The 13,414-nt window shown below is 70.9% G+C and carries 14 protein-coding genes; 10 read left to right on the top strand and 4 right to left on the bottom strand.

Going from position 1 to position 13,414, the window contains the following annotated elements:
* Positions 1-3: 3 nt before the first annotated feature.
* A complete protein-coding gene (locus WMF36_RS24840) occupies positions 4-906 on the bottom strand; it encodes a 4Fe-4S dicluster domain-containing protein (protein ID WP_437573226.1) in 903 nt (300 codons plus the stop codon).
* Positions 903-1,526, bottom strand: a complete 624-nt coding sequence (locus WMF36_RS24835; protein WP_437573225.1) for a hypothetical protein — start codon at positions 1,524-1,526, stop codon at positions 903-905. Before WMF36_RS24835 ends, WMF36_RS24840 begins: the two co-directional genes overlap by 4 nt.
* Before the next feature lie 228 nt (positions 1,527-1,754).
* Between WMF36_RS24835 and WMF36_RS24830 the strand changes: the two genes are divergently transcribed.
* The 5 genes from WMF36_RS24830 to WMF36_RS24810 are packed head-to-tail and all read left to right on the top strand — an operon-like array spanning position 1,755 to position 6,072.
* Positions 1,755-1,997: a hypothetical protein gene (locus WMF36_RS24830; RefSeq protein WP_437573224.1), complete on the top strand. Its 243-nt coding sequence runs from the start codon at positions 1,755-1,757 to the stop codon at positions 1,995-1,997.
* The gene (locus WMF36_RS24825) at positions 1,997-4,411 is read left to right on the top strand and encodes a molybdopterin-dependent oxidoreductase (RefSeq protein ID WP_437573223.1); all 2,415 of its coding nucleotides are present in this window, start codon (positions 1,997-1,999) and stop codon (positions 4,409-4,411) included. Before WMF36_RS24830 ends, WMF36_RS24825 begins: the two co-directional genes overlap by 1 nt.
* Positions 4,408-5,181 (top strand): nitrate reductase cytochrome c-type subunit, encoded by a 774-nt coding sequence (locus WMF36_RS24820; protein WP_437573222.1) that lies wholly within the window; start codon positions 4,408-4,410, stop codon positions 5,179-5,181. The genes WMF36_RS24825 and WMF36_RS24820 overlap by 4 nt, the downstream gene beginning before the upstream one ends.
* Positions 5,178-5,738, top strand: coding sequence for a 4Fe-4S dicluster domain-containing protein (locus tag WMF36_RS24815; RefSeq protein ID WP_437573221.1), 561 nt, complete (start codon positions 5,178-5,180; stop codon positions 5,736-5,738). Before WMF36_RS24820 ends, WMF36_RS24815 begins: the two co-directional genes overlap by 4 nt.
* Complete coding sequence (locus tag WMF36_RS24810; RefSeq protein ID WP_437573220.1) at positions 5,731-6,072, top strand: hypothetical protein; 342 nt, start codon at positions 5,731-5,733, stop codon at positions 6,070-6,072. The genes WMF36_RS24815 and WMF36_RS24810 overlap by 8 nt, the downstream gene beginning before the upstream one ends.
* Before the next feature lie 173 nt (positions 6,073-6,245).
* On the opposite strand, the gene manA is transcribed toward WMF36_RS24810, so the two are convergent.
* The gene (gene manA / locus WMF36_RS24805; RefSeq protein ID WP_437573219.1) at positions 6,246-7,445 is read right to left on the bottom strand and encodes a mannose-6-phosphate isomerase, class I; all 1,200 of its coding nucleotides are present in this window, start codon (positions 7,443-7,445) and stop codon (positions 6,246-6,248) included.
* 122 nt (positions 7,446-7,567) lie between these two features.
* Here manA and WMF36_RS24800 point away from each other — a divergent pair, with 122 nt between their 5' ends.
* The 5 genes from WMF36_RS24800 (at position 7,568) to WMF36_RS24780 (ending at position 12,233) form a co-directional block, all read left to right on the top strand.
* A complete protein-coding gene (locus tag WMF36_RS24800) occupies positions 7,568-8,143 on the top strand; it encodes an MmcQ/YjbR family DNA-binding protein (RefSeq protein WP_437573218.1) in 576 nt (191 codons plus the stop codon).
* A 153-nt stretch (positions 8,144-8,296) separates the two neighbouring features.
* A complete protein-coding gene (locus tag WMF36_RS24795; protein WP_437573217.1) occupies positions 8,297-9,361 on the top strand; it encodes an endonuclease/exonuclease/phosphatase family protein in 1,065 nt (354 codons plus the stop codon).
* 72 nt (positions 9,362-9,433) lie between these two features.
* Positions 9,434-10,318, top strand: coding sequence for an AraC family transcriptional regulator (locus WMF36_RS24790; protein WP_437573216.1), 885 nt, complete (start codon positions 9,434-9,436; stop codon positions 10,316-10,318).
* A gap of 54 nt (positions 10,319-10,372) precedes the next feature.
* Positions 10,373-11,239 (top strand): alpha/beta hydrolase family protein, encoded by an 867-nt coding sequence (locus tag WMF36_RS24785; protein ID WP_437573215.1) that lies wholly within the window; start codon positions 10,373-10,375, stop codon positions 11,237-11,239.
* 142 nt (positions 11,240-11,381) lie between these two features.
* Positions 11,382-12,233, top strand: coding sequence for a hypothetical protein (locus WMF36_RS24780; RefSeq protein ID WP_437573214.1), 852 nt, complete (start codon positions 11,382-11,384; stop codon positions 12,231-12,233).
* 205 nt (positions 12,234-12,438) lie between these two features.
* On the opposite strand, the gene WMF36_RS24775 is transcribed toward WMF36_RS24780, so the two are convergent.
* Positions 12,439-13,413 (bottom strand): aldo/keto reductase, encoded by a 975-nt coding sequence (locus WMF36_RS24775; RefSeq protein ID WP_437573213.1) that lies wholly within the window; start codon positions 13,411-13,413, stop codon positions 12,439-12,441.
* Position 13,414 lies beyond the last annotated feature (1 nt).

The raw sequence follows: 13,414 nt of genomic DNA, 5'->3' as shown, positions 1-13,414 counted from the left end.
CGCTCAGACGTCGAAGAAGTAGAAGAAGCGCGGCCGCGTGCCGAGCTCCTCCTTGAGGACGAAGATCCGCTTGTTCTCGAGCACCCAGCGGAGCTCGCTCCCCGGATCCAGGAGGTTGCCGAAGACGCGCGCGCCCGTGGGGCAGGCCTCGAGACAGGCTGGCATCCGGCCCTCGCGCGTCCGGTGGAGGCAGAAGGTGCACTTTTCCACCACGCCCTGGGGCCTGATGCGGTTCGACAGGTAGCCCTGGTCCGGGTTGATCTCGTCGGCCGGTATCTCGGGCTTGGTCCAGTTGAAGCGTCGCGCGTGGTAGGGGCAGGCGGCCTCGCAGTAGCGGCAGCCGATGCACCAGTCGTAGTCGACGGCGACGATGCCGTCGGGCTCCTTCCAGGTCGCCTGGACAGGGCAGACCTTCACGCACGGCGCGTTGTCGCACTGCTGGCACTGCACGGGGAGGTAGTACTTGCCCTTCGCGGGGACCGCGTGCTCGTACGTCGCGTTGCCCTTCTCCATGTCGAAGCTGCCCTGCTCCATCTCGAGCACGCGGATGTAGGAGTTGTTCGTGCGCCGATCGTGGTTGTTCTCCACGTGGCAGGCCTCGACGCACTTGCGGCAGCCGATGCACACGCTCAGGCTGAGCGCGTAGCCGAACTGCACCCCTTCCTGCGGGCGGACGTCGCGGATCGTCACCTCGCGGCCGTACTCCTCGCGCGTCTGCTGCTCGAGGCGGTGGATGACCTCGCCGATCTCGTCCCGGGTGAGCTCCTTGTAATGGCGCTGCAGGAACTGATCGAGCGAGAGATCCTTGCTCCACGCGCGCAGCGGCTCCATCGCGTGAGCGAAGGCGGAGGCGCCGAGCGTGCCTCCGAGCACCTTGAGCGCGACGCGCCTCGACGGCTGGGTCATCGGTGGGCTCCTTCTCCGGTGCCGTGATTCCCCACGAAGCGGTCGCGCGGGGGCAGGACGGGCGTCGATGGCTGGAACGCCGGCACGTGTGGATCGTGGCAGTCGACGCAGTGGTTGCGCACCCGCGCGCCGCCCGCGTAGCTGCCGCTCATGCCGCCGTGCGCCCCCTTCGCGTAGTCGCGGAACTGCGGGCCATGGCACTGCGCGCAGAGCTGCATGGCGTCGCGCATCGGGACGAGCGCGCCGTCGGCCTTGCGCAGCGTGTCCTGGTCGCCGATCACGTGGCACGAGGCGCAGCTCAGCTCGCCGTGCTCGAACCGCAGCCCGACGTGGAACTCGTCGAGCGCCGTCGCCGAGGCCGGCAGCGCCTCCGGCCGGCGCAGCGAGTGGCACGTGACGCACGCCGCGCGGATCGGCCGGCCGAGGGAGTCCCGCTTGTCGGTAGGGACGCCGGAGAGCTTGTCAGGGCGATGGATGGTCGCGGAGGCGACCGGCGTCGCGTCGAGCGCGGGGCGCAGCTCCAGCGGCTGGTCGCGATCCGTGCAGCCGGCCGCGTGGGCCAGGCACAGGAGGCCCAGAATCGCGGCGGCCCCGGGTCGATGATGAAGAGAGGAGTGCACGGCGCCGTCCCCATCGCACGTCACGTGCCATCGCGCGCGTCCGGGGCGGCGCCGGGGCCCGCGACCCGGGCGGGGTGCAGGGCGCGCGTGTGGACGCACGGTTTGCGTGAGGCCCGGTCTCCGGGCGCCGTGGGCCTCCGGTGAGCCGCGGTGCGCAAGGTGCAATCCGCCGGTCTTCCAGCGGCGCTCCCGCGTGGCCCAGGCCTTGCGAGCGCGGACGGAAGCGCCATGCCCATCAGTGCTCTTGTCATCACCCTTGCCGATGAACCCAGCGCGCGAGAGCGCGCGTGTCGCTCGCTCGCCGGAGAGGCCGCGCTCTCGCTGGGTCCACCGTCCGGCTCCAGGCTGCCCGCGGTCGCCGAGACAGCGTCGCTGCTCGCGGGCGCAGAGCTCCTGGAGCGGGTGCTCCTCATTGACGGCGTGGACTTCGTCGATCTGGTGTCGGTCGACTTCTCGGATCTGGAGGAGTGATGGAGCGCCGTGAATTCCTGAAGTACTCCGCGATGGGCACGGCGACCGTGGCCGCGAGCCGGCTCGCGCTGGGCAAGGACGCGGTCGCCGCCGCCGCCGAGGCGGCGCCCGTCACCGCCGATGTGGTGTGGAACAAGGCGCCGTGCAGGTTCTGCGGCACCGGCTGCCACGTGCAGGTGGGCGTGAAGGGGGGCCGCGTGGTCGCTGTCGCGGGCGACCAGAGCGCGGACGTCAACAAGGGCCTTCTCTGCGTGAAGGGGTATCATGTCGGCCTCGCCCTCTACGGCAGAGATCGGCTCACGAGGCCGCTGCTCCGCAAGAACGGCAAGCTCGAGCCGATCGGCTGGGACGAGGCGATCGAGATCATCGCCAGGCGCGCGATGCAGAACCCGGCCGGCTTCGCGCTGTACGGCAGCGGCCAGTGGACGATCCCCGAGGGGTACGCCGCGAACAAGCTCGTGAAGGCGGGGCTCGGGAACAACCAGATCGACCCGAACGCGCGCCTCTGCATGGCGTCGGCGGTGACAGGGTTCCTCTCGACCTACGGCGTGGACGAGCCGGCCGGCTGCTACGAGGACCTGGACATGTGCGATGTCCTCCTCATGTGGGGGAACAACCCCGCCGAGATGCACCCCGTGCTCTTCTCGCGCGTCGTCGACCGGCGCTCGAGGGGCGAGCAGGTGCTGCTCATCGATCTGACGACGCGGCGCACGCGCACCTCGGCCTTCTGCCAGCACACGCTGTACTTCAAGCCGAACACCGATCTCGCGATCGCGAACGGCATCGCGCACCTGCTCGTCGAGCGCGGGACGTTCGACCGGGCGTTCGTCGAGAAGTTCTGCAACTTCCGCCAGCGGACCGAGCACCCGACCCTCGACGGACGGCCGATGACCTTCGAGGAGTACCGGAAGGCGCTCGCCGAGTACACGCCGGAGCGGGTGGAGGCGCTCTCGGGCGTCGCCGCGAAGGACATCCGGATGCTGGCGGATCTCTTCGGGCGCCGCGACCTGCGGATCACGAGCCTCTGGTGCATGGGGATGAACCAGCACACCCGCGGCACCGCGATCAACGATCTGGTGCACGGCGTGCACCTGCTCAGCGGGCATTTTGGCAAGCCCGGCGACGCCCCGACCAGCCTGACGGGCCAGCCGTCGGCCTGCGGCACCGTGCGCGAGGTCGGCACCGTGGCCAACGGGCTCCCCGGCGGCCTCGTCGTCACGAACGGCGAGCACCGGCAGAAGGCGGAGCACCTCTGGAACCTGCCCGAGGGGCGGATCAACCCGAAGCCCGGCTACCACGCGGTCGAGCTCTGGAAGCGCTTCTCGACCCCGAAGGAGCAGGGGGGCGACATCGACACCGTCTGGGTGATGGTGACCAATCCGGGCCAGTCGCTGCCGAACACGAACGAGCTCTTCGACCCGAGCCGCAAGATCCCGGGCAAGTTCCTCATCGTGTCCGACGTCTACCCGACGGCCACGGTGCGCGCCGCGGATCTCGTCCTGCCCTCGGCCATGTGGGTCGAGAAGAACGGGATGTTCGGCAACTCCGAGCGGCGCACGCAGCAGTGGTTCAAGATGGTCAATCCGCCGGGCGAGGCGCGGGACGACGGATGGCAGATCATCGCTGTGGCCCGCAAGCTCCACGACATGGGCTTCGCCGGGATGAAGGACAAGGACGGGCGTTTCCTGTTCGACATCCGGAAGGACGGCAAGGAGGTGCCGGCCTGGGACCACAGGCACTATTACGACGTCAACGTCGACGAGCACCTCTTCGAGGAGTACCGCAAGTTCACCCGCTTCAAGCACAAGGACCTCGCGCCTTACCGCGAGTACGTCAAGGCGCGGGGCCTGCGCTGGCCCGTGGTCGAGCAGCCCGACGGCTCGTGGCGGGAGACGCGGTTCCGCTTCTCGAAGTTCGACGATCCCTATGTCACGGGGGGCGAGATCCAGTTCTACCACTCGGTCACGAGGGACGACCGGGCGCTCGTCTGGTTCCACCCCTACGAGCCGCCGCCCGAGTCGCCCGACGCCGACTATCCCTTCTGGCTGTGCACGGGCCGCGTGCTCGAGCACTGGCACACGGGCTCGCTCACCATGCGGATACCCCAGCTCCAGCGGGCGATGCCGCAGTCGTACCTCGAGATGAACCGCGAGGACGCGCGGAAGCTCGGCGTCGCCGACGGCGAGGTCGTGATCCTGGAGAGCCGGCGCGGCGCGCTCGAGCTGCCGGTCTGGATCGAGGGCCGCGGCGCGCCCGCGCCGGGCACGGTGTTCGTCCCCTTCTTCGATGAGACGGTGATGGTGAACCGCGCGACGCTGGAGGCCCACGATCCGCTCTCGAAGCAGCCGGATTACAAGAAGTGCGCGGTCCGGATCCGGCGCAAGCCGCAGGGCACGCAGGGAGAGGCGCGATGAGGAGCGCCCGCAGCCTGCACGTCGGCCTCGCGGCGGTCGTCGCCATCACGGCGGCGGGCTTCTTCTCGGGAGTCCGCGGCACGGATGAGGGGGTGGCGGCGCTGCGCGGCGATTCGCCGCCGCCCGCCGCGAGCGTCGAGGCGCGCAGCTATACCGACATGCGCGAGCGCGCGCACGGCCCGAACGCGAGCCTGTACGAGGGCGCCTTCTCCCGGCTGGAGGCGGCGCACGCCGGCCTCTACGCGCGCGTGGAGCCATCCGAGGCCGACCGCGAGGCGGCGCTCGAGCGGCGCGCCTCCCGCCGCGCCTACGATGGCGCGCCGCCGACGATCCCGCACCGCATCGAGCAGCTCGGCGCGCCGGATTGCCTGTCGTGCCACGAGAACGGGCTGCGCGTCGCAAACCTCACCGCGCCCAGGATGAGCCACCGGCGCTACGAGAGCTGCACGCAGTGCCATGTCGTCGGGGACGACCCGAGGCCGCTCGCGGAGACGCCGCCGGCGCCCGACAACAGCTTCGCGGGCCTGGCCTCGCCGCGGCGAGGCGCGCGCGCCTACGAGGGCGCGCCACCGACGATCCCGCACCCGACCTTGATGCGCTCGGAGTGCGCGAGCTGCCACGGTGTCCATGGCGCCCTCGGCCTGCGCTCGACCCACCCTTACCGGCAGAGCTGCACCCAGTGTCACGCGCCTTCGGCCGAGCTGGATCAGCGCGCGCCCAGGCCGCTCTCGGCGTGGCCGCCGCCGAGCATGGGAGCGGACAGGCCATGAGCGCCGAGCGGCCGAAGATGCGCCGGCGGGATCTGCTCCGGATCTTCTCGCCGGGACCCGAGGCGCCGCGGGGGTCGACCCGGGCACCGGCGGCGGCCTTCGCGCCCGCGCGGGCGGCGGCCTTCGCGCCGGCGCCGGCGGCGGCCTTCTCGCTCGACGCGTTCTATGCGCAGCGGGTCGGCGCCGGGGCCGTCACGGGGGAGACGATTCCCGCCTTCGGGATCTCCGCGCCGGCCGAGGTCCCCGCGCCCCGCGCCGGCGCTGCCGAGCAGCCCTCGCCGCCGCCATGGCGCCGGGGAGGGGCCGAGGGCGCGCTGCCGCCAGGCGCTGTCCTGCGGCTCTTGCCGCACGCCTGCATCGCGCTCGAGTCGTTCTGCTCGGTGTGCGTGGAGCGCTGTCCTGCCGAGGGCGCGCTCGTGATGGAGCTCGGGCGGCCGAAGCTCGATGAGGACAGGTGCACCGGCTGCGGCCGCTGCGTCGAGGTCTGTCCCGCGCCGGTGCGCGGCTTTACCGTCGTTCCGCGCGCCTTGCCGCAGGGAGCTCCACGCCATGCTTGAGACGGAGATCGGTCCCGAGATCCCGCTGCCGCCCTTGCAGGAGGCGGTGCTCGACGAGGCGACCCTCGAACAGCTCTTCCTCGACATCGTGGGGGCCGCGGAGCTCGTCTCGGTGTCGCTCAAGGCGGGCGCGACGGCCCGCGCCGGAGACCTCCCGCGGGCCGGTAGCGGGGGCGACGAGCTCGCCCTCGCCCGCCGCGCGCTCGGCGACGGGACGGCGCTCGGCGTGCAGATCCGCTATCGCTTCGGGGGCTCGGAGTGGTGCGATACGCTGCTCCGGCTGCCCTCCGGCGTGCGGCTCGTGCGCGTGCGGATGGAGGACGCTCTCGGGTAGTGCGTTGCGCCGACGCGGCTCCGTGGTTTCATGAGAAGAGGAAGAGAGTGAGCCACAGAGGAACAGAGGCACAGAGGGGAGAAGGGATGATAGCTCCGCGCATCTTCGATGCTCTGTTTTCAGGAGCAGCGTCAGGGGAGCCGGCGGCGCGGGGGGCGCCGTTCGATTGGGCCTCAGAGGCCGACGGTGGCGCGGAAGAACTGGCCGTCTCCCTCGATGGCGTAGCCCCCGGAGGCGAACGGGACGAAGATGGATCCGCCCTGGCGGAGGTCGCGGGCGACGCCGCGCGCATCGGTCAGCAACGCGTGTCCCCGGGTGCACAGCACGATCTCCGGGCCGCGCCGGTCGTCCGTCCTCCAGGTGGACACGGCGTCGAGCTCGATGCGGGAGAGCCGGAACTCCGGCGCGGGCGTGTCGTAAAACGACTCTGCGCCGGCCCGGCGCGGCGCGACCGGCTCGACGCGCCACGGGGAGAAGTCGAGGACGCGCACGAGCTCGTCGACGTTGACGTGCTTGGGCGTGAGCCCGCCGCGGAGCACGTTGTCGGAGCTCGCCATGATCTCGATCCCGACCCCCTGCACGTAGGCGTGCAGCCGGCGCGGCGGTAGGTACAGCGCCTCGCCCGGTTCGAGGTGCACATCGTTGAGCAGGAGCGCGATCACGACGCCGACGTCGCCCGGGTAGAGCTCGTGCAGGCGGAGCGCCCAGCCCGAGGCCCGCGCGAGCCAGCCGCCCGCCTGCGCGCGCGCCCGGCACGCCTCGACCACCGAGGAGACGAGCTCCCGCCGCGCCGCCGGGTCGAGCGCGAGGAGGCCCTGGAAGAGCCGCGCGACGGCGGCAGCGTCGACCGGCGCGGCGCCGCGCGGGACGAGCGCGTCTGCCGGACCTCCGGCGAGGAGCTCGAAGACCTCCGGCAGGGCGTCGGCCGGCCGGAAGCCGCAGAGCGCGTCGAACGGGGTGAGCGCGCAGAGGAGCTCGGGCTTGTGGTGCGGGTCGCGGTAGGTGCGCTCGGGCGCGTCGACCGGGATACCGGCCGCGTTCTCCGCGTCGAACCCGCGCCGCGCCTGCGCCTCGTCCGGATGCGCCTGCAGCGACAGCGGCTGGTCGGCCGCGAGCACCTTGAGCAGAAAGGGGAGCCGCGCGCCGAAGCGATCGCGCGTCGGCCCGCCCAGGAAGGCGTCCGCGTGCCTGGGGATGGCGTCGATCAGGCGCTCGCGGCCCCCGTCGAGCTCGATGCACGAGGACGCCGCCGGGTGGGCGCCCATCCAGAGCTCGGCCTGGGGCTTGTCGGAACGTCCCTGTCCGAGCAGCGTCGCGATGGCCTCCCGCGAGCCCCAGGCATACTCCTGAACACGGTTCTCGAGCGAAAACATGGATAGCTCCTGAGGGGCCCACCCTACCTGAGGGCTCCGGGGAAGTCAGCCCTTGAGCGCGCGGGCGAGGCGGCGAGCGGCGCCGGCTTTACGCGGGCCGGCGTGCGCCCTACGCTCGGCGAATGACCACGATCAAGGACGGCGCGACGTTCACACCTCTCCTTGCGAGGCTGCGCGACGCCGCGCTGGCCTATCCCGAGGCGGTGGAGGAGTTCCCCTGGAGCGATCGCGTCGCCAAGGTGCGCGGGAAGATCTTCGTCTTCCTCAACACCCACGAAGGGAAGCTCGTCGTCACCGCCAAGCTCCCGCAGTCGGGCGAGGCCGCGCTCATGCTGCCGTTTGCGGAGCCGACCGGGTACAACCTCGGCAAGAGCGGGTGGGTGACAGCGCGCTTCGGTCCGAAGGACCGCGTGCCCGAGGCGATGCTGCTCGAGTGGATCGAGGAGAGCTACCGCGCGGTGGCGCCGAAGCGGGCCTTGCGGGCGCTGGACGACGCGGCGCCGGAGCTGCGGGACGAGGGGGCTCCGGCGAAGAAGGCGGCGGCGAAGAAGGGGATTCCGGCCAAGACGACGGCGGCGAAGAAGGGGGCGGCGGCGAAGCAGGGGATTCCGGCCAAGACGACGTTGGCGAAGCAGGGGATTCCGGCCAAGAAAAAGGCGCCGGCGCCGCGAGCGCAGCTCGCCCGGAAGCGGGGATAGCACCGCGCTTGCGAGCGTTCACCCGAGCACACCCACGGAAAGACATCGATGCGCCAGAGCGAGCCATCCACAGAAGCCTCCTCCGCTTCGCAAGGGCCTGCCGCCCGGCGCCCTCCGCCGCCCCCGCCGCGCTGGCGCCGGCTCCGGGCCGTCGTGCTCGCCGGCGCCGTGCTCTACCTCGTCGTGGTCGTCGCGATCTGGCTCGCCCTGCCCGTCCTTGGCGACAGGTGGTGGCCCGCGACGCTCTTCCTCTTCGGCCCGCGCCGGCTCATCGCTCTCCCTCTGCTCGCGATCGTGCCCGCCGCGCTCCTCCTGCAGCGCCGTGCCCTCCTCCTGGCGGCGCTGGCGTCAGCCATCGTGGTCGGGCCCATCCTGGGATACGCCCTCTCGCTCCGGGCGATCGCCGGCGGGACGGGCCGCGGCGATCTGCGCGTCGCCTCGTTCAACACGGGGAGCCGCGCCATGAGCATGGAGCGACTCAAGGGCTTCGTGGCCGAGTCCCGGCCCGACGTGCTCGCGCTGCAGGAGTGCGCGACGCCGGAGCCGGAGCTGACTGCCGCCTTTCCGGGGTGGTTCGTCCACGTCGACCGTGGGATGTGCCTCGTGAGCCGGTATCCGCTCCTCGAGGTCGAGTCCAGGGACCGCCGCGACGTCTGGCGTGCAGGCGGCCACGGCGCCATCCTCCGCTACGCGATCGCGCTGCCGGACCGCGCGGCCCCCGGCGCTCGGGCCGGCTCCCCCGGCCCAGGCGCCGACGTCGGCGCGCAAGCGGCGCCCGGGACGCGCACCTTCAGCCTCCTCAACCTGCACCTGGAGACGCCCCGCGACGCGATCGAGGCGCTGATCCACGGCCTGTGGAAGCAGGCAGCGGAGCACGACCGCGTCATGGCGCTGCGCACCTGGGAGTCCGAGCTCGCGAGGCAATGGGTGGACGAGGCGCCCCATCCGGCCGTGATCGTCGGCGATCTCAACATGCCGGTCGACAGCGCCATCTACCGGCGCTTCTGGGCGGGCTTCGAGAACGCGTTCTCCCGCGCAGGGCTGGGGTTCGGCGCGACGAAGCGGACGCGCTGGTTCGGGATCCGCATCGACCACGTGCTCGCCGGGCCGGGCTGGACCACCGAGCGCGCGTGGATCGGCCCGGATCTCGGCTCGGACCACCTCCCCATCCTCGCCGACCTGCGCTGGACGGGCAGCCCGCGCCCGGGGTCGCCCTGAAGCTCAGCAACTTCGGTCAGGCATGACGGGCAGCCCCTCGCTACCCTGTCGCTCGCCGTGGAGGACACCCCCTTGACCGAGGCCACCGCGAACGCCTGCTTCGTCCGGTTCCGCAGGGTGCTCGAGCACATCGACGCGCACCTGGACGAGGACTTGACGCTCGAGCGGCTGAGCGGCGTCGCCGCGTTCTCGAAGTACCACTTTCTCCGGCAGTTCTCCGAGCTCTTCGGCATAGGCGTCCACCAGTACGTGAAGCTCGTCCGCCTGCGACACGCGTCGTACCGGCTCGCCCTCCAGGATCGAGCCCGGATCATCGACATCGCGATGGCGAGCGGATACGAGAGCCCCGAAGCGTTCTCCCGCGCCTTCAAGAAGGCCTTCGGTCAGACCCCGTCCGAGTTTCGAGAGCAGCCCCGGTGGGACTCGTGGCATGCGACCCACGAGCGCCTGAGAGAGGCGAGGACGTTGCCCCTGCAGGCCGACGATCGTGCCGGAGACGTGAAGATCGCGCGCTTCGAGGAGACGCGCGTCGCCGCCCTCGAGCACCGGGGCGACCCGAAGCTCATCCTGGAATCGGTGCGGCGGTTCATCGGGTGGCGCAAGGAGAACAGGCTGTCGCCGAGGGGCAGCGCGACCTTCAATATCCTCCACGACGACCCGGCCGATACCCCGCCGGAGGCCTACCGCATCGACCTCTGCGCGGCCATCCATCGCCCCGTGTCAGAGAACCCGTTCGGCGTCGTCGAGAAGACGATCCCCGGCGGCCGCTGCGCCGTGCTGCGGCACATCGGGGGCGATGACACGCTCTTCCAGGCCGTGAGGCACCTGTACGCGACCTGGCTCCCCGCGAGCGGAGCGGCGCCGCGGGATTTCCCGCTCTTTCTGCAGCGGGTGCGCTTCTTCCCGGAGGTGCCCGATCACGAGGGCGTCACCGACATCTTCCTCCCGCTCCAGTAGAAGGCCACCTCCCGTGGCCTTCCGCTCACCCAGATGACCTCCGGAGAAACCAACATGAATCGATTCGTGGGCAGCCGCAGCCTCGTCGTGCGAGACGAGACGAAGGACCTCTCGTTCCCTGTTCTGCTGATGTATCCGACGCGCGTCCCTGCCCAGGTCGTCGCGATGGGTCCTTACTCGCTCGAAATCGCCCCGAACGCCCCCGTCGACGGGGGCCCGCTGCGCCTCGTGGTCCTCTCGCACGGCAGCGGCAGCTCACCCCTCGTGTACCGGACGATCGCTTCCCACCTCGCGCGGAGCGGATACGTCGTCGCGATGCCCGAGCACCCTGGGGACAATCGCAATGATCGATCCCTGTCAGAGACGGTCGAGAACCTCCGGGATCGACCCCGGCATGTCCGCCTCACGGTGGATGCCGCCTGCTCCGACGCGGAGATCGGGCCGCACCTGCGGGGCGATGACATCGCGGTCATCGGGCACTCCATGGGGGGCTACACCGCGCTCGCCGTTGCGGGCGGGAAGCCCTGGGCAGGGCCGGGGCAGCGGGTCGAGGTCACGAAGGACCCGCGCGTGAAGGCGCTGGTCCTGATGGCGCCCGCGACGGGCTGGTTCGGCCTCAACGACTCCTTGCAGGACGTCACGGTGCCCATCCTCTTGATCGTCGCGGAGCACGACCGCATGACGCCGAGATGGCAAGGGCAGCTCGTGCTCGACCTCATTCCCGACCGGGCTCAGGTCACGCTCAAGATCGTCGAGAATGCAGGTCATTTCTCCTTCTTGAGCCCGTTTCCTCCCCAGATGCGGACCCCGGGCTTCTTGCCCGCCAGCGACCCCGCCGGCTTCGATCGCGAGGCGTTTCACCGCGAGTTCCCGCAGGACGTGCGCGAATTCCTCGACAGGACCTCGACACCCAGAGGATAGGTCGTCCCCCGGCGCAGGGGATCCTGCTTGCTTCGATGGAATTTTATCGTGTCAAGGCACCCACGAGAACGATCTGCCGCTCTCGATCCAGCAAGTGGGCTATCCTGCGCGCCCACTGCGGAACCTTGTTCGGGAGTCTTCCATGAAACGATCACGCTCAGAGAATCTTCGCAACCTCGGCATCTTGCTCGGCCTCGGCTTCTCGCTCGCCATCGCCGGCTGCGGTGACGAGGAGAGCGGCGGTAGCGCCGGCACCACCAGCGGCAGCACCGCCACCAGTGGCGGCACCACCAGCGGCAGCACCGCCACCAGTGGCAGCGGCGGCGGCGGCACAGGCGGCAGCGATGGCGGCACGGGTGGCAGCGGCGGCGCGGGCGGCGCCAGCGGCACGGGTGGCAGCGGCGGCAGCGACACGGGGCCATCGCTCAGCTTCTTCGTGTCGAGCACCGGGAGCCCGACCGCGAACCTGGGCGGGCTCGCCGGAGCGGACAGCCGGTGCCAGGAGCTGGCCGAAGCGGTCGGCGCCGGAGCGAAGACATGGCGCGCCTACCTCAGCGTCGAGAAGGGCCCGAACGACGAGCCGGTGCACGCCAAGGACCGGATCGGCGCCGGCCCCTGGTACAACGCGAATCTCGCGATGGTGGCCGCGAACATCGAGGAGCTGCACTCGAGGTTCGGTGATCACACCGTGTTCCTCGACGAGAAGGGCGAGATGGTGCCTGGTCAGTGGCCGGGCTCCCCCACGCCGAACCAGCACGATATCCTCACCGGCACCGACCGGAACGGCACCCTGAAGGCCGGCCAGACGTGCGCGGACTGGACCTCCGAGGACGCGGGCCAGACCGCCTGGGTCGGGCATTCCGACGGGACGGGCCCCAACCAAAGCATGGCCGACATGTACCGGCCGTGGAATTCGGTGCACTCGAGCGGCAGCTGCGCCGACACCGCCCCCGGAGGCGGCAACGGCCGCGTCTATTGCTTTGCCGCGAACTGATGACCGTCCTGATCTCCCGGCGAGAGGGCCAGGCTCGCGCGGACAGAAGGCGATGAGCCACGCGCCCGCTCAGGGCCTGAACGCCTCCGCGACGTCGTTGCCCTCGCCCTCAATGACGTAGATCGTCCCGTCCTTCACGGCGGCCGCAGCAAGCTGCCGAGCACCCTCCCGCCACGGCGGGAGGGTCGCTGTCCAGCGCGGCTCCTCAGGGCCGGATCGTCGCGGAGACCTGCGCCGCGCTGGGCGCGCGTGCGGCCGCCGCGGGCACGGGCTCCGGCGCCGACCCCGCCTGGCTCAAGCGCCGCTTCGCCTCGGCGACCACCTCGCTCGGCAAGGGGCCCTTCTTTGCGAACGTCAGGTTGTCGCGCAGGTGCTGCGGGTTCCGGGTCCCGACGATGGTGGTGCTCAGGCCCGGGTGCGAGAGCGTGAAGCGCAGGGTGAACTCGATCCGGCTCAGGCCGTCGAGCAGCTCGTCGAGCCCGGCCCGCTCCCAGCGGTCCTGCATGGTGGTGCCCGGCAGCATATAGTTCGTACGCTGCCAATCGGTGGGCGCGCCGCGCGCGACGCCGCCGCGGATGATGGTGCCCGCACCGGCCTCAGCGGCCTTGCTGATCACGTCCTCGTGCTCGCGCTGCAGCGCCGAGTACGGGATCTGGAAGGCGTCGAAGACGCCGATCTCGATCTGCTCCACCAGGTTGGGCAGCGTGCCCGAGACGCCGAGGAAACGAACCTTGCCCTCGCTCTTGAGCTTCAGCGCCTCTTGCAGCGCGCCGTCCTGCTCGAACTCTCGCCGGGTGAGGCTCCGGTGAAACTGCACCAGGTCGAGGTGGTCCGTCTTCAGGAGGCGCAGGCTGTTCTCCACGCCGTGCCGGATGTTCTGTGCCGTGTGCACATGCTCACCCTGGGCCCCGCCGACGACGCAGCCACATTTCGAAGCCAGGAAGTATTCGCTCCGGCGGTGCGAGATGTGGCGCCCGATGAGCTCCTCGCTGCGACCGTAATCGATGGAGGTGTCGATGAAGTTGATCCCGGTGTCCAGCACGTCGTTCAGGATGCGCTCCGCCTCCTGATCCGAGAGCTCCGGGCCGCGCGGGGCGCCTCGCAGCTCCATGGCGCCGAAGCCGAGCGTGGTGACGCGGACGCCGGTGCGTCCGAGCAGGCGAGTGGGTAAATCCGTCATG

The organism is Sorangium sp. So ce887 (assembly GCF_051521455.1).
Classification (GTDB): Bacteria; Myxococcota_A; Polyangia; order Polyangiales; family Polyangiaceae; genus Sorangium.
The sequence above is the reverse complement of the archived record's forward strand: the minus strand, read 5'-3'. Positions and strand labels throughout refer to the sequence as shown.